The following is a 16410-nucleotide window of genomic DNA, read 5'->3' as shown; positions in this document are numbered from 1 at the left end:
CCGCGATGTCCGCGCGCGATCCCTCCCTCATCTCCAGCTGGCACGCCCACGTGTACTTCGGCGCGGACAGCCGCGACGCCGCCTGGGCGCTGCGCGAGGTCATCGGCGCTGAACTCGGCTCGCGTGTGCAAATCGGTCGCTTCCACGAAAAGCCAGTCGGGCCGCACCCGGCCCGGATGTACCAGCTGGCCTTCGACGCCAGCGAGTTCGCCCATGTGGTGAGCTGGCTCTCGCTCAACCATGGCGTACTGGATGTGCTGATCCACCCCAACACGGGCGACGAACTGGCCGACCACCGTGACGGTGCGCTCTGGCTGGGAAAGTCCTACACGCTGGATCTGAGCGTGCTCGCCTGAGCCGCCAGCCAGCGGCGCACGCCCCCTCCCGCCGCAGCTCCGCTGGCCAGACAGGCCGTGAGCAGGTAACCGCCGGTGGGCGCTTCCCAGTCCAGCATCTCGCCGGCGCAGAACAGGCCGGGCCGGGACCGCACCATCAAACCCGCATCGAGTCCTTCCCAGCGCACGCCGCCGGCGCTGCTGATGGCTTCGTCAATGGGCCGCGCGGCGACCAGCGTGACCGGCAGGGCCTTGAGTGCGGCGGCCAGGCGCGCCGGGTCGTGCAGCGCGGCCTTGTCCAGCAGCTCGTTGACGATGGCCATCTTGATGCCGTCCAGCCCCAGACGGCTCTTGAGGTGGCTGGAGAGGCTGCGCGAGCCGCGCGGGTGGGCCACCTGGGCCAGCACGTGTTCGGCCGAACGGTCGGGCAGCAGGTCCAGCTCGAACACCGCCTGGCCGTCGCGCGCGATCTGTTCGCGCAGCAAGGCCGAGGCGGCGTAGACCAGGCTGCCTTCCACGCCGGTGGCGGTGAGCACGAATTCGCCCTTGCGCTGGAACGGCTGCCCGGCGGGATCGGCGACCCGGATCGCGACCGACTTGAAGGGCTGGCCGGCGAACCGCTCGGCCAGGAAGGGGCTCCAGCCGCCGGCCACGTCGAAGCCGCAGTTGCTGGGCAGAAGGGGCGCGACGCCGATGCCCCGGGCCTGCAGGGGCGCCACCCAGACGCCGTCGGAGCCCAGCCGCGCCCAGCTTGCGCCGCCGAGCGCGAGCACGGTGGCGTGGGCCTGCACCTGCGCAGGGCCATGGGGCGTCTCAAAAATCAGGGCGCCGTCTTCACCCCAGCCGGTCCAGCGGTGCCGCATGTGAAACCGCACGGGTTCGCCACCGCCTTCGGGGTGGCGCAGCCGCTGCAGCCAGGCGCGCAGCAGCGGCGCGGCCTTCATGTCGGTCGGGAAGACGCGCTGCGAGCTGCCGATGAAGGTGTCAATGCCCAGGCTGGCGGCCCAGTCGCGCACGGCCTGTGGGCCGAACGCATCGAGCAAGGGCCGCAGGCGGTCGGCCTGTGCGCCGTAGCGCGCCACGAAGGCGGGCAGCGCCTCGGCATGGGTGAGGTTCATGCCACCCTTGCCCGCCAGCAGGAACTTGCGCCCGACCGAGGGCATGGCGTCGAACAGGTGCACGGCCAGGCCGGCGCGGCCCATGACCTCGGCGGCCATCAGGCCGGCGGGGCCACCACCGACGACGGCCACGTCCACTTGCGTGGGGGTGTGGTGGCTCATGTTGTGGGCGCCGCGTCGGCCAGTTCGATCAGCCGGCCCTGCGCGTTGATGAAGGCCAGGCGCACCGCCTCACCAGGCCGGGCTTCGGCCAGGGCCTGCCGGTAGCCCTCCATCTGCGCGAGCAGCGCGGGCTGGCGCTCGGGGTGCGCCGCGCTCTTGTAGTCCAGCACCCACCAGTCGCCGCTGTCGCGCCGCCGCACCAGACGGTCCAGGCGCAGCAGCTCACCGCGGTGGAACAGCTCGACCTCGTTGCCCCAGTGGTTCAGCGCATCGGCGTCCCAGGCCCAGGCGGCCTCGCCGCCGACGATGCGCCGGGCCATGGCGAGCGCATCATGCGCCTGCGCGGGCTCCAGCGCGAACTCGCGCGCCACCGCCTGCGCGTGCTCGGGCGCCCAGTCGAAACCCATCGCGGGTGTGGGCCGCCATTGCAGCAGGCGGTGCAGCGCCAGGCCGATGCGGTTGGCCGTGTCGTCCACGGGTTCGGTGTCGGTGGCCGCGTCGCACGCGGGCACCGGCGTCGCGACAAGCTGGACGGCCGGCAGGCACGGCACATGGAAGACCGGGGCCTCGCCTTCGGGCACGGCATGCGGGGCAGCCGGTGGTGGGGCTTCAACCGCCATGGCCAACCCCTGCAGGCGCTGGTACCAGGTGGTGCTGGCGCTTCGCTGGTGGGGCTCGAAGCTGGAAATCACCAGTTGCGACTCGGCCCTCGTGAGCGCCACATACAGCGCGTTGAGTTCTTCCAGCGCGCGCGCCTGCTGCTCCTGCTGCAACACTTCCACCGCGCAGCCGGGAGGCGACTTCTCGCTGGCCAGGAACACGAAGCGGCGCGGCACGGGCTCTTCGCCCGGCCAGTCGATCAGCACGCCCATGTTTTCCGGGCGCGCGGCGCCGGTGTCGGTGTCCAGCAGCAGCACGGTGGGCGCCTCCAGGCCCTTGGCGCCATGGATGGTGAGCAGGCGCACGGCGTCGGGCGTCTGCACCGGCGTGGCCTTGATGCCGCCGGCCTTGAGCGCGCGCACGAAACGGTAGGGGGTGAGGAACCGCCCGCCATCCTGCGCGAGCGACTGGGTCAGCAGGTCGCGCAGCTGCGCCAGCACGGCGCTGTGCTGGCTGACGGGCACCGCCTGCGCAAAACGCGCCAGCACATCCCCATGGTCGTACAGCGCCGAGAGCGCGTCGTGCGGCGGCAGGCTGTGCAGCCAGCCGCGGTACAGGGCCAGGCGCTGCGCGGTCTCGCACAGGCGCATGGCCTGGGCGGCCTCGGGCACCAGCGCGGTCTGCTCCTGCGCCGGCAGGGTCGGGAAGCGCTGCAGCACCTCCCACCACGACGGCCGCGGCGGTGGTGCGGCGCCCGGCTCCTGCGCCGGGGTCCATCGCAGGCGCAGTCGCGCGAGCTGGGTCAGGTCGTCGTCGCTCCAGCCGCACAGCGGCGACTTCAGCGCGCGCGCCAGGCTGAGGTCGTGCCCGGTGGACACCAGCGCGTCCAGCAGCGCCACCACGTCCTGCACGGCGGGCGCTTCGGCCAGGTCGAGCTTCTCGGGCTGTTCGCTCAGGATGCCTCGCTCGCGCAGGGCCTCGTGCATCCAGCCCAGGCGCTCGCGCCGCCGTGCCAGCACCATGACGTCGCCCGCGCGCAGGCGCCCGTCGGCGATCTGCAGCGCCACCCAGTCGGCCGCCTGCGCGGCTTCGAGCGCGGCCAGGCTGTCTTCGGGCAGCACCCGCGGCGTGACCAGGCTGTCGCGCCACGCGGCTTCGCCAACCCCACCACCTCCGCGCTCGCGCAGGCTGCGCGGCAGCTGCGGCAGGCACAGCACCTCGCCGTCGGCCGTGCTCTCGGTGGTGTGCTCGCGGTAGTCGCTGCCGTACTGGCCCGCCAGTACGGCAGCGCCCATGGCGGCATTGAGCGCATCGACCACGGCCGGCGCGCAGCGGCGCGTGTGGTCGCAGCTGAGCAGCGCGCCGGCCAGGCCCTGCACCACGAAGGCCTGCGCGGCCTTGAACACCTGTGGTTCGGCGCGGCGGAAGCGGTAGATCGACTGCTTGGGGTCGCCCACCAGGAAGACGCAGGGCGCCTCGCCGGGACCGGCGCCCGCGTAGGCGGAGAGCCAGCCGTAGAGCGCCTGCCACTGCAGGGGGTTGGTGTCCTGGAACTCGTCGATCAGCACATGGCGCAGGCGCGCGTCCAGCCGCTGCTGCATCCAGCCCGAGAGCTCGGCATCGCCCAGCAGGCGGCGTGCGGCGCCTTCCACGTCGTTCATGTCGACCCAGCCGCGCTCGCGCTTGAAGGCGGCGAAGCTGGCCAGCAGCACGCGCGCCAGGCGCGACATGCGCTGGTGGTGCTGCCAGGCGCGCTGTTGGCCCATGGCCTCGAGCGCGCGCAAGGCCAGTTGCTGTGCGGCACGCACGGCCTCGATGCCCGTCAACTTGTCGTTGAACTTGCGCGGCTCGTTCTTCTGCGTCAGCAGGGCCGCGAGCGCACCCGCGCCGTCGCCGGCGCCCAGCGCCTGTTCGAGTTCAACGCCCTTGGCGGAAAAGGTGGCAGCGCTGGCACGGCCCAGTGCCTGAGCGGCCTCGCGCAGCAGCGTGGCGGCACGCGCGTCCTGCACCAGCCACTGCGTGGGGCTCTCGCTGTCGGCGAACTCGGGGTAACGCTCGGCCATGGTTTCGACCGAGGCTCCCACCACGCCGCCGGCGTCGGCCAGCGCGAACTCCACGCGCTTGCCGAGCGCCTTCTCCAGCGCCTTGAGGGTCTGGTGGCGGCCGTGTTCGGCCACACTGTCCATGAAGTCCTGCCTCGCCGCAGGGTCGGCCACCAGCGCGGCGTAAAAGCGCGGCCAGACCTGGGCCACGGCCTGCGCGTCGTCTTCCAGCAGCTCGTACTGCACCGGCAGCCGCAGTTCCTGCAGCACGGACAGGGGCGCACCGCGCAGCAGCGCGGCGAACCAGCTGTGGAAGGTGCGCACCTGCACCGGGCGGCCCAACGCCGTCACGCGCCCGTGCAGGCCTCGGGCCTCGGGCAGACGCCGTTGCGCGTCGGCCTCGCCCAGGCCGCGTGCGCGCAACTCGGCCTTGAGCTGTTCATCGTCCAGTGTGGCCCAGCGGCGCAGCTCGGTGTTGAGCCGGTCTCGCATCTCGCCCGCCGCCTTCTTGGTGAAGGTGATGGCCAGGATGTCCTGCGGCGCGCAGCCATCGAGCAGCGCGCGCAGGATGCGCGAGACCAGCATCCAGGTCTTGCCGGCGCCGGCGCAGGCCTCCACCGCGATGCTGCGCGCCGGGTCACAGGCCAGTGCGTAGAAAGCCTCGCGCCCGGCAGGTGCGCCGTTGATGCGGTAGGCGGGCGCAGAGGCGCTCATGCCGGGGTCCAGAAGTCCTTGCGGCACAGGCCGCGCGCGGCGCAGAAGTCGCAGACCCGGCCTTCACCCAGCGCCGGCATGGGGTGACCGGCGGCCACGCGCGCCATGTCGTGCGCCAGCCCCGCGCGCAGCTGATCGCGCGCCATCAGCACCTCGGGTTGCTCGACCAGCCAGGTAGGGCCGTCCTTGCCGCTGTCACCACGTTTGTCGGTGATGCTCAGGTAAGCGGCACGCAGGTTCTCGTCGGGCAGCAGCGCGGCGTAAAACGCGAGCTGCGTGTCTTCCAGGGGTTCCTTCACCCGTTCGGTGGTCTTGCCGCGGCTCTCGGTCTTGTAGTCGATCACGAAGGGAATCGGCCCCTCGGGGCTGTCCTGCACGTCGATGCGGTCGAGCTTGCCGAAGAGCCGCCAGGGGCCGGCGCTGGCGTTGAGCGCGGCTTCGGCCGAGACGAAGCGGGGGCCGGCCCGCCCTTCGGCGGCTTCGAAGCCGGCCAGCCAGTCCAGATAGCCTTCGCGCAGCGCAGGCCAGACCGCCTGGTATGGCAGGAAGCCCGCGCCGCCTTCGCCACCGTGCAGACCCATGGCGCTGGCGGTGTGCTCGGCCAGGCGGTCGAGGTGGGCGCGGTCGGCTTCGCGCCCAGGGCGCGCATCGGCCCGCTGCTCGTGAAAGCTGCGCAATACCGCGTGCAGCCAGTTGCCCATGTCACGCTGGTCCGGCTCGCTCTCCAGTTCGGGCGCCTCCACCAGCCGCAGCTGGCGCAAGGCGAAGAAGCGGTAAGGGCAGTCACGCAGGTCCTGGTAGGCGCTGGCCGAGAGCGAAGCGGGCAGCACGTCCGCCGCCGCTGGCATGGGCCGGGGCTGGGCCATCGCGCGCAGCGGGCGCTGCGCGCGGGGATCGGCGCACGGCACCGCCGCAAGCGACTGCACCCAGGCGCTGGGCAGCACCGACTCACCCCGGTCCTGCGTGCGCCACAACAGGTCGAGCTGGGGCGAGGCCAGCGTGGCCTGCCAGGCACGTCCGGCGGCCTGTGCCAGCGCCTCGCGCGAGGGCAAGCCGAGCAGTTCGCGCTGCGCGTTCGTCCACTCGCCCGGAGGCTCGGGATTCGGACTCAGGTGCGATTCATCGCAGCCCGGCACCACGGTCGCGGCAAAGGCGCGCCCCAGCAGTTGCGGCATGGGCAGCACGACCACCAGGGCCTCGCCTTCGCCGCGTGGCTGGAAACTCGCCCCTTCGAGCACCGTGCGTACCCATGCAGTGAAGGCACTCAGTGACAACGGACGAGCTCCGCTGCCGCGCGCGACGCCGCCACCGCCCGACGCGATGGCGTCGGTCACATGGCTGAGTTCCATGCCCGAGCCTTCGATCAGGCGCAGCACCTGGAGCATCTGCTGGCCGGCTGCGTCGGCCTCCAGCGGTGTCCACAGACCGCAGACCTTGAGCGCGCCCGCCAGATCGTCAAGCCAGCGCGCCAGCGGCCGGTGGGCACGCAAGCCCTCGAGCAGGGGTTCGAGACCATCGGGCAGCAGCTCGGCCAGTGCGGGATGCTGCCGCGCGGACGCCCAGCGCGACACGCCCGCGCTCCGCGCGGCCTGCTCCAGCCGCAGCACCAGTGCCTCGGGCCAGGCCGTGGCCTGCTTGAGCAGGTCCAGCACCTCGTCCATCGACGCGCGCGCATCGGCCGCGCGCAGCAGGCTCATCAAACGGGACGCCACGTGCGTGGTGGACAGCTTCCAGCCGGTTTCGTCGCGCACGCTCACGCCCGCACCCTGCAGCATGGCGCTCACACGGCGCGTGAGCAGCCGGTCGTTGGCGACCAGCGCCACCGGCATGCGTCCCGCATTGATCTGTTCGATCACGCAGGCGGCCGCGCGCTGCGCCTCGTCCTCGGCGTCCGCGCAGGCATGCAGCCGCGGGGGCGTGGTGGCATCGGCGCCCTGTTGCCCGCTGTCGAGCGCCATGCGGACAGCGCGCTCGCCCCAGTGCGCGGCCAGCGCGTCGGCCAGAGGGTTCTGCTGGAAGCCCTGCAACAGCACCAGCAGGTCGGCGCTGGCGCCGGGCTGCGCCCAGGGCATCCACAGCGCATCGGTCGCATAGGCCGAAGTACTCGCCCAGGTCAGCGCCAGCGTGGCCAGCAGGCCCTCCCACTGCAGCGAAGGCAGGGGCGGTGCGAGGCCTGCGCGCAGCGGTTCGGCCCAGGCCAGCCGCTGCGCAGGCGGCACTGCCGCGGCCAGTGGCGCGAGCTGCCGCGCGGCTTCCACCAGCCGCGTGACCATGAGCGCGCGCAGGGCTGCATCGGCCCGCGCAGGAGCGACCCGTTCGATCAGCGCAGCGGCGATCAGCGTGTCCCGCGCCATGTCCACACCCAGATCACCCGGGCCCGGCACGAAGGGTGACAGACTCGCGGCCCAGTTGCGGGTCGACTCGAAACGCAGCGCGAACCCACTTGGGTGCGCGGTCGCCCAGGCACGTTGGCCGATGCCCATCAACTGCGCATAAGGCACCAGCACGACCACGCGACTGGCAGGCACGGCGTGTTCGCGCGAGAGGTGGTCCAGGCGCTGCACCAGGCCCGCCCACGCACGCTCCACCGCGTGGTCCATCGACGCCGGCCCCGCCACGGGCAAGCCGGTGTCGCGGATCGGGCTTACGGGCGTCATGGAAATAGGGGTTTCTGTCACAATGTCGCGGACCGGGAACACAGCGGCCCAGAGAACATCTTGAACCGCTGGCATGTGCCCCAAACTGTAACCTCCCCGATCACACACTTTTAGGACGGACTCATGGCCAGCGACCTGATCAAACACGTTTCCGATGCCAGCTTCCAGGCTGATGTGCTGGACGCCGGAGCACCGGTGCTGGTGGACTTCTGGGCCGAGTGGTGTGGCCCGTGCAAGATGATTGCCCCGATCCTCGACGAGGTGGCGGGCTCCTACGACGGCAAGCTCAAGATTGCCAAGCTCAATGTGGACGACAACCGCGACGTGCCCGCCAAGTTCGGCATCCGCGGCATCCCCACGCTCATGCTCTTCAAGGACGGCCAGCTCGCCGCCACCAAGGTGGGGGCCGTGAGCAAGGCGCAGCTCACCGCGTTCATCGACCAGCAACTGGCCTGAGCCCTTGCTGCGCAGCACCCGGGTGCAACGCCCGGGTGCCGTTTTCCCCCGGCCTCTGTTTCCTGTCATAATTTGCGCCAGCGGGCCTGACAGACACCCGCACTTCTTTCCGCGCACCGCCCGTCATCCGGACGCCAGCGCCCCCTCCCCCGGTTTTTGACTCAACTCCCTCCCGGAGTGAATTCCATGCACCTCAACGAACTCAAGGCACTGCACGTGTCTGAAGTCCTCAAGCAGGCTGAAGCGCTTGAGATCGAAAACACCGGCCGCATGCGCAAGCAGGAGCTGATGTTCGCCATCATCAAGAAGCGCGCCAAGGGGGGCGAACTGGTGAACGCCGATGGCGTGCTGGAAGTGCTGCCGGACGGTTTTGGTTTCCTGCGCGCGCCGGACACCAGCTACACCGCCAGCACCGACGACATCTACATCTCGCCGAGCCAGATCCGCCGCTTCAACCTGCACACCGGCGACATGATCGAAGGCGAGGTGCGCATTCCCAAGGACGGCGAGCGCTACTTCGCGCTCAACAAGCTCGACAAGATCAACGGCCTGCCCCCGGAGGACAACAAGCACAAGATCATGTTCGAAAACCTGACGCCGCTGTTCCCCAAGGAACAGATGCGACTGGAACGCGACATCAAGAGCGACGAGAACATCACCGGCCGCGTGATCGACATCATCTCGCCCATCGGCCGCGGTCAGCGTGCGCTGATCGTGGCGCCGCCCAAGAGCGGCAAGACGGTCATGATGCAGCACATCTGCCACGCCATCTCGGCCAACTACCCCGAAGTCGAGCTGATGGTGCTGCTGGTGGACGAGCGCCCGGAAGAGGTGACCGAAATGCAGCGCACCGTGCGCGGCGAGGTCATCGCCTCCACATTCGACGAGCCCGCCGCCCGCCACGTGCACGTGGCCGAGATGGTGATCGAGCGCGCCAAGCGCCTGGTCGAGCTCAAGAAGGACGTGGTGATCATGCTTGACTCGATCACCCGCCTGGCCCGCGCCTACAACAACGTGCTGCCCTCCAGCGGCAAGGTGCTCACCGGTGGTGTGGACGCCAACGCCCTGCAACGCCCCAAGCGCTTCTTCGGCGCGGCGCGCAAGATCGAGGAAGGTGGCTCGCTCACCATCATCGCCACGGCGCTGGTCGACACCGGCAGCCGCATGGACGAAGTGATCTTTGAAGAATTCAAGGGCACCGGCAACTGCGAGATCCACCTCGATCGCCGCCTGTACGAAAAGCGCGTGTTCCCCTCGATCCAGCTCAACCGCAGCGGCACGCGCCGCGAGGAACTGTTGCTCCAGCCGGAGATCCTGCAGAAGACCCGCATCCTGCGCCAGTTCATGTACAACATGGACGAAATCGAGGCCATGGAGATGGTGCTCAAGAGCATGAAGTCGACCAAGAACAATTCGGAGTTCTTCGACATGATGCGTCGCGGCGGCTGACAACCCGCCATTTCCTGCTAAAATCACAGGCTTTGCAAATTGCGGCAAGTACAACGAAATGGTTTCGTTGCGGCTGCGGCACCTGACCTGAAGGACACGTCATGAAAGACGGCATTCACCCCAACTACCGCGAAGTCTGCTTCCAGGACCTCTCCAACGGTTTCAAGTTCGTGACCCGCTCCTGCGCCAACACGAAGGAAATGATCAAGATGGAAGACGGCCGCGAACTGCCGCTGTACAAGCTGGATACCTCCAGCGAGTCGCACCCCTTCTATACCGGCACGCAGAAGAGCGTGGACAACATGGGTGGCCGCGTGGAGCGTTTCCGCAACCGCTACGCCAAGGCCGCCAAGTAAGCGGCGGCAACTCCGGGGGCCCAGGCTCCCGGTGTCTTGCGCACACGAAGCAGCCACTCAGGCTGCTTTTTTTTCGCCGGCCTTCGCGCGCCGGTGGCAGCCCTTCAGGGGCCTGCCCTGTAATATTCGCCGCAGTGAACCAGCCCACCCCCGCCATCGTCACGCAATCGGCCGTGCGCCGCCTGCCGCGGCTCGCCCTCATCCTGTTCTGCATGGCCTACGTCCTGCCGGGCTTCCTGGGCCGGGAACCCTGGAAAAACGCGGACGTGTCGGCATTCGGTGTGATGCTGGAGATGGCCGCCGGTCACAGCAGCTGGTGGCATCCCCAGATTCTCGGCGTGCTGGCCGAAGAAGCCGGCCTGCTGCCCTACTGGCTGGGCGCGGTCTTCATCAAGCTGTTGCCTTTTGCATCGCCCGAGTTCGCGGTGCGCATTCCGTTCGCGCTGCTGCTGGCGCTCACCCTGGTCTGCACCTGGTACACGGTCTACCACCTCGCCCGCCAGCCCGCCGCGCAGCCGGTGACCTTCGCCTTTGGCGGCGAGGCCCACCCCACCGACTACGCGCGCGCGCTGGCCGACGCCGGCTTGCTCGCGCTGATGGCCTGCCTGGGCCTGGCGCAGTTGTCGCACGAAACCACGCCCGATCTGGCGCGACTGGCCATGGTGTCGCTGCTGCTGTACGCCGCCGCGCGGCTGGCCCATGCGGGCAACCGCCAGCCTGGCCGCAGCGTGATTGCCTGGGGGTTGGCCATCGCTTCGCTGGTGCTCAGTGGCGCCCCCTGGATCGCCGGGCTGCTCGGCGCGGGCCTGCTGCTGGTGCTGTGGTTGTCGCGCCGCTCGGCCGAGACACCCACCCCCGAGACAGACTGGCTGCTGGAGGCCCCGGCCTCGGTGCGCGACCCGCTGCTGTGGTCGGCCGTGTTGCTGGTAGGCATGATCGCCATCGCGGCCCTGGCGGGCCTGCTGCCGGCGCCTGTACTGCAGACACCGTTGGCCGAGGTGCAGTGGCGCAGCTGGGGCAAGTTGCTGGTGTGGTTCACCTGGCCGGCCTGGCCCCTGGTGCTGTGGACGCTGTGGCGCTGGCGCCATCAGCTGTTGCGACCCCATGTGGCCTTGCCGCTGTGGGCCTCCCTGGTGGGAGTGACCGACAGCGCATTGTCGGACGAACGAGACCGCGCGCTGCTGCTGGCGCTGCCCGCCCTCGCCGCGCTGGCAGCCTTCGCCCTGCCCACGCTGCGCAGGAGCCTGTCGGCGCTGGTGGACTGGTTCACCCTGATCTTCTTTTCGGGCTGCGCAGTGGTGATCTGGGTGATCTGGGTGGCCATGCAGACCGGCGTGCCCGCCAAACCGGCCGCCAATGTGGCCAGGCTCGCCCCTGGCTTCGTGCCGGAGTTCTCTTTTGTGCTTTTTGCCCTGGGGGCACTGGCGACGGCCGCCTGGCTCTGGCTGGTGGCCTGGCGGGTTGGCAAGCACCGCCAGGCGCTATGGAAAAGCCTGGTGCTGCCGGCCGCGGGCAGCACGCTGTGCTGGCTGTTGCTCATGACCCTGTGGCTGCCACTGCTCGACTTCGGTCGCAGTTACGGTCCGATTTCGCGCCGCATTGCCGGGCTGGTGGTGCCCGGGAGCTGTGTGCTCGCCGATGGATTGAGCCAGGCCCAGATCGCGGCGCTGCAGTACCACGGCAAGTTGCGCTTGGTGCGCACCGGCTCGGCCAGCCAGGGGGAGTGCCGCGGCCTGGTGGTGGCACCCGCGTTTCAGCCCACGCTGGATCAGCGGGTGAACCTCACCGAGTGGGCGTTCAAGGCCACGGTGCGGCGGTTGACCGACAACAAGGAAAGCCTGCTGGTGTACCAGCGCGTCAGCCGCTGAAGCGCTGGCGCACCCGCGAAGGTGGAAGGGCAATGGCAAAGGTCGACCCCGCGCCGACCGTGCTTTGAACCTCGATGTGCCCGCCGTGCCGCTGGGCCACGTGCTTGACGATGGCCAGACCGAGGCCCGTGCCACCGGTCTCGCGCGAGCGGCTGCGATCCACCCGGTAGAAGCGCTCAGTGAGGCGGGGCAGGTGCTCGGCGGCAATGCCGGGGCCGCTGTCGCTGACGAAGAACTCCACGCCGCCCTCCTCGCGCATGCGCCAGCCCGGCCGGATGGTGCCGCCACCCGGGGTGTAGCGCACAGCGTTGCTCAACAGGTTCGACATGGCGCTGAGCAACTCGGTCTTGGCGCCCGACACCCAGAGGTCCGGGCCGCTGGCCGGTTCGATCAGATGCGGTGTCGCCGATATCGCCTGGGTGAGCCCGCGCGCTTCCTGCACCACATGGGCCAGCAGTTCCCCGCTGTCGATCCATTCACCCGGTCCGGGCGAAGGGCTGCCCTCCAGGCGCGAGAGCGTCAACAGGTCGCTCACCAGAGTCTGCATCCGGTGCGCCTGCTGGCTCATGAGATCGAGGTAGCGCGTGCGATCGGCTTCCTCGAGCGGGATGCTCTGCATGGTTTCCACGAAACCGCTGAGCACGGTCAGTGGTGTGCGGATTTCGTGCGAGACGTTGGCCACGAAATCGCGCCGCATGGCCTCGGCCAGTTGAACCGCCGTGACATCGCGCGAAATCATGAGCTTGCGCTTCTTGCCGTAGGGATGCACCTGCAGAGAGATCTTGGTGGGTTGCGAAGGCCGCGGACCCGGCCCGTCGATCTGGATTTCGTGACCGAAATCGCCGCCCGCCAGATAGGCGGTGAACGCCGGGTTGCGCACCAGGTTGCGCACATACTGCCCCAGATCGCGTTGGGGGTCGAAACCGAGGTGGTTGGCCGCCGTGAGGTTGGACCATTCAATGCGCCCGGACGAGTCCAGCAGCACCACGCCATTGGGTGAGGCCTGGATCGCGGCCAGAAAATCCTCAAGCCGCGCGTCGCTGCTCTGCGCCTTCTTCTCGAGTTTCTTGATCAGCTTGCGGCAGCGCTCGACCAGTTCGCCCCAGGCACCCCCGAGGTTGGGTGCACGCGCGGCCTCGGCCTTGTTGAGCCAGCGCAGCACGCGCCGGGCACGCAGCCCGTCAAGCACCGACCATGTCAAGGCGCCGAGCAGGCAGCCGCCCAGAGTGAACCCCGGGGAATCCTCGGCCCAGCCCCAGACCGCTCCCAGCGCTACCAGGAGCAGCAGCTCGATCGCGCGCCGGGTCATGCGGCGGAGATCTGTGCGCCTTGCGCCGGTTTGCCGGCGTTGTTGAGTGCCGTGAGGCGGTAGCCAGCGCCGCGCACGGTTTCCACCATCGCGGACGCTTCACCCAGAGATTCCCTCAATCGCTTGACATGCACGTCCACGGTTCGCTCCTCGATGAAGACATGGTCTCCCCAGACCTTGTCGAGCAGCGTACCACGGGTGTGCACCCGCTCCGCGTGCTTCATGAGGTAGTGCAACAGCTTGAATTCGGTCGGCCCGACCTTGAGTTCGGTACCGCGGAAAGTCACCCGGTAGGTCGACGCGTCCAGCGCGAGTTCACCAACCTGCACCGAGTCGTTGATGATCTCCGGCGCGCGCCGCCGCAGCACCGCCCGGATGCGCGCCAGCAGCTCCTGGGTGGAAAACGGCTTGGTGATGTAGTCGTCGGCGCCCGCGTCCAGCCCCTGCACCTTGTCACTCTCGTCGCTGCGCGCGGTGAGCATGAGGATGGGCACGGTCTTGGTGCGTTCGTTCTTGCGCCACTGGCGCGCCAGCACGGCACCGCTTTCACCCGGCAGCATCCAGTCGAGCAGGATCACGTCGGGCAGCACCGCGTCCACCTCGCGCTGGGCCGCGGCGCCGTCGAACACCACCGTGGGCGCAAAGCCGTTGTGGCGCAGGTTGACGGCGATCAGCTCGGCGATTGAAGGCTCGTCCTCGACCACGAGGACTCTGGGAAGCTTTCTCACAGCAGCGCCCCCCCAACGGCCAGGCACGTTTCGAGAGCGAGCATCTTTCCCGGAGCCAGCGCAGAACCGGCTTTGCCGGGCTGCGGCTGACGCCCCCCTCGCAGAGGGGAGACGCGAAGCGGCGCAGGGGGTTGAGTCCAGTTCATCCGACCACCGACTCCACTTCCGACGCCGGCGTGTGGCGCACGTCTTCGCCCTTGACGATGAAGATGATCTGCTCGGCGATGTTCTTGGCGTGGTCGCCCACGCGCTCGATCGACTTGGCCAGGAACAGCAGGTCCAGGCTGGGGGAAATGGTGCGGGGATCTTCCATCATGTAGGTGATGAGTTTCCTCAGGAAACCGTTGTATTCGTGATCGATGGCGTTGTCGCCCTTGATGATGGCCACCGCCATGGTGGTGTCAAGCCGGGCGAACGAGTCCAGCGTCTTGCGCAGCAGGGCCGCCGCCAGATCCGCGGCCATGCGCAGCTCGGAACTGGGCAGGTTGCGCGGCGAACCACTCTGAATGATGGATTTGACCATGCGGGCGATGCGGGCGACTTCGTCACCCGCGCGCTCCAGGTTCTGCGTGGTGCGCGAGATCGCCATCAGGAAGCGCAGGTCGCGCGCGGTGGGTTGGCGCCTGCCGATCGTGGAGATGATCTCGTGGTCGATCTGCAGCTCCATGGTGTTGATGCGCGCTTCGTTCTCCATTACCTGCTCGGCCGACTCCATGCTCATGTGGATCAGGGCGTACACCGCCTGGTGCAGTTGGGACTCGACCAGACCACCCATTTCGAGCACGTGGGTGGAGATGGAGTTCAGCTCGGCGTCGAACTGGCTGGAAATGTGTTTGTCGCTCATGGAAGGTCTCCCGTTGGGGCACTGAATTCGCGGTGATCGGAATGCCGGGCCACGTCAGCCGAAGCGCCCCGTGATGTAGTCTTCCGTCTCGGTCTTGCCGGGCTTGAAGAAGATCTGCTCGGTCGAGCCGAACTCGATCAGCTCGCCCAGATACATGTAGGCGGTGTAGTCGCTGCAGCGGGCGGCCTGCTGCATGTTGTGGGTGACGATGGCGATGGTGTAGTCCTGCTTGAGCTCGTGCACCAGTTCCTCCACCTTGCCGGTGGAGATCGGGTCCAGCGCGGAGGTGGGCTCGTCGAGCAGCAACACCGACGGCTTCACCGCCACGCTGCGCGCGATGCACAGGCGCTGCTGCTGACCACCCGAGAGGGACAGGCCGCTCTGGTTGAGCTTGTCCTTCACTTCGTTCCACAAGGCCGCCTTGGACAGCGCCCATTCGACGCGGTCGTCCATCTCGCCCCGGCTGAGATCTTCGTACAGTTTCACACCGAAGGCGATGTTGTCGTAGATCGACATGGGGAACGGCGTGGGTTTCTGGAACACCATGCCGATGCGCGCGCGCAGCAGGTTGATGTCCTGTCTGGCGTCCAGGATGTTCTGGCCATAGAAATTGATCTGGCCTTCGGCGCGCTGGCCCGGGTACAGGCTGTACATGCGGTTGAGCGTGCGCAGCAGCGTGGACTTGCCGCAGCCCGAGGGACCGATGAAGGCCGTGACCTTGCGCTCCTCGATGTTCATGTTGACGTTCTTCAGGCCCTGGAACTTGCCATAGAAGAAGTTCAGGTTGCGCAGTTCAAGTGCGTTCTTGGCAGCAGCGGCCGGTTGGGCAATGGCAGCGGTGGCGGCAACGTTCGGCATGGTTATGTCCATATCAGTGACTCTTCAACGGGGAAGGTGGGTGGGAGTGAGGTCAGCCGGTCGTCTTCTCGCGCAGGAACACCCGCGCGACGATGTTGAGCACCAGCACCGAGAGGGTGATGAGCAAGGCGCCGCCCCAGGCCAGGCGGATCCAGTTGTCGTAGGGGCTGAGCGCGAACTGGAAGATCACAACCGGCAGGTTGGCCATGGGCGCGCCCATGTTGGTGCTGAAGAACTGGTTGTTCAGCGCGGTGAACAGCAGCGGCGCGGTTTCGCCGCTGATGCGGGCCACGGCCAGAAGCAGCCCGGTCATGACCCCGCTTTTGGCTGCGCGCAAGGTCACCATGGTGGCCACTTTCCAGCGCGGTGCGCCCAGTGCAAAAGCCGCCTCGCGCAGGCTGCCGGGGACCAGGCGCAGCATGTTCTCGGTGGTGCGCACGACCACCGGCACCGCGATCAGCGACAGGGCCAGACTGCCGGCCCAGCCGGAGAAGTTACCCACGGTGGCCACCGCAATGGCGTACACGAAAAGACCCAGCACGATGGAAGGCGCCGACAGCATGATGTCGGTGACGAAACGGGTGAGCTCGGCGGTCTTGCTGGTGTCGCCGTATTCGGCCAGGTAGACGCCGGCGAAGATGCCGACCGGGGTCGAAACCAGCACCGAGAAGCCGACCATCATCAGGCTGCCGACGATGGCGTTGGCCAGGCCACCGCCTTCACTGCCAGGCGCCGGCGTGGATTCGGTGAACATGTTCCAGTCCAGGGCGGCAAAGCCGTTGCCGAACAGCACGGCCAGGATCCAGAGCAGCACGCACAGGCCCAGCACCATGGCGCCCATGGACAGGGTCAGGCCGACCGCATTGGAGCGCTGCCGGCGTTTGTAGAGGGTTTGATTGAATTCCATGATGACG

At 68.4% G+C, this 16410-nt stretch carries 13 protein-coding genes; 5 read left to right on the top strand and 8 right to left on the bottom strand.

Going from position 1 to position 16410, the window contains the following annotated elements:
- Window positions 1-5: 5 nt before the first annotated feature.
- Complete coding sequence (locus K5880_RS01770; protein WP_297647920.1) at window positions 6-356, top strand: DOPA 4,5-dioxygenase family protein; 351 nt, start codon at window positions 6-8, stop codon at window positions 354-356.
- Here K5880_RS01770 and K5880_RS01765 read toward each other — a convergent pair.
- From K5880_RS01765 to K5880_RS01755, 3 genes are read right to left on the bottom strand one after another with little or no spacing between them, the layout of a single operon-like run.
- On the bottom strand, window positions 326-1615 hold the full coding sequence (locus K5880_RS01765; protein ID WP_297647917.1) for a TIGR03862 family flavoprotein: 1290 nt from the start codon (window positions 1613-1615) through the stop codon (window positions 326-328). The genes K5880_RS01770 and K5880_RS01765 overlap by 31 nt on opposite strands.
- Entirely contained in the window at window positions 1612-4971 is a 3360-nt protein-coding gene (locus K5880_RS01760) for an exodeoxyribonuclease V subunit beta (RefSeq protein ID WP_297647914.1), read from the bottom strand. Before K5880_RS01760 ends, K5880_RS01765 begins: the two co-directional genes overlap by 4 nt.
- Window positions 4968-7628: a PD-(D/E)XK nuclease family protein gene (locus K5880_RS01755; protein ID WP_297647911.1), complete on the bottom strand. Its 2661-nt coding sequence runs from the start codon at window positions 7626-7628 to the stop codon at window positions 4968-4970. Before K5880_RS01755 ends, K5880_RS01760 begins: the two co-directional genes overlap by 4 nt.
- A 123-nt stretch (window positions 7629-7751) precedes the next feature.
- Between K5880_RS01755 and trxA the strand changes: the two genes are divergently transcribed.
- The 4 genes from trxA (at window position 7752) to K5880_RS01735 (ending at window position 11757) form a co-directional block, all read left to right on the top strand.
- Window positions 7752-8084 (top strand): thioredoxin TrxA, encoded by a 333-nt coding sequence (gene trxA, locus K5880_RS01750; protein ID WP_297647908.1) that lies wholly within the window; start codon window positions 7752-7754, stop codon window positions 8082-8084.
- 186 nt (window positions 8085-8270) lie between these two features.
- Window positions 8271-9533 (top strand): transcription termination factor Rho, encoded by a 1263-nt coding sequence (gene rho / locus K5880_RS01745; RefSeq protein WP_297647905.1) that lies wholly within the window; start codon window positions 8271-8273, stop codon window positions 9531-9533.
- Window positions 9534-9634: 101 nt separating this feature from the next.
- Window positions 9635-9889 (top strand): type B 50S ribosomal protein L31, encoded by a 255-nt coding sequence (locus K5880_RS01740; protein ID WP_297647902.1) that lies wholly within the window; start codon window positions 9635-9637, stop codon window positions 9887-9889.
- Between the two features lie 134 nt (window positions 9890-10023).
- On the top strand, window positions 10024-11757 hold the full coding sequence (locus tag K5880_RS01735; RefSeq protein ID WP_297647899.1) for a hypothetical protein: 1734 nt from the start codon (window positions 10024-10026) through the stop codon (window positions 11755-11757).
- On the opposite strand, the gene phoR is transcribed toward K5880_RS01735, so the two are convergent.
- The 5 genes from phoR to pstA form a co-directional block, all read right to left on the bottom strand.
- Entirely contained in the window at window positions 11747-13066 is a 1320-nt protein-coding gene (gene phoR / locus K5880_RS01730) for a phosphate regulon sensor histidine kinase PhoR (RefSeq protein WP_297647896.1), read from the bottom strand. The genes K5880_RS01735 and phoR overlap by 11 nt on opposite strands.
- Window positions 13063-13794, bottom strand: coding sequence for a phosphate regulon transcriptional regulator PhoB (phoB, locus tag K5880_RS01725; RefSeq protein WP_297647893.1), 732 nt, complete (start codon window positions 13792-13794; stop codon window positions 13063-13065). Before phoB ends, phoR begins: the two co-directional genes overlap by 4 nt.
- A 142-nt stretch (window positions 13795-13936) precedes the next feature.
- Entirely contained in the window at window positions 13937-14638 is a 702-nt protein-coding gene (gene phoU / locus K5880_RS01720) for a phosphate signaling complex protein PhoU (protein WP_297647890.1), read from the bottom strand.
- A gap of 54 nt (window positions 14639-14692) precedes the next feature.
- Window positions 14693-15496: a phosphate ABC transporter ATP-binding protein PstB gene (gene pstB, locus K5880_RS01715; RefSeq protein ID WP_297647888.1), complete on the bottom strand. Its 804-nt coding sequence runs from the start codon at window positions 15494-15496 to the stop codon at window positions 14693-14695.
- Window positions 15497-15548: 52 nt separating this feature from the next.
- Window positions 15549-16403, bottom strand: coding sequence for a phosphate ABC transporter permease PstA (pstA, locus tag K5880_RS01710; RefSeq protein WP_297647886.1), 855 nt, complete (start codon window positions 16401-16403; stop codon window positions 15549-15551).
- Window positions 16404-16410: the final 7 nt, after the last annotated feature.

The organism is Hydrogenophaga sp. (assembly GCF_025699295.1).
Taxonomy (GTDB): domain Bacteria; phylum Pseudomonadota; class Gammaproteobacteria; order Burkholderiales; family Burkholderiaceae_C; genus Hydrogenophaga.
Note: the sequence above shows the minus strand (reverse complement) of the source record. Positions and strands in the feature narration are given on the sequence as shown.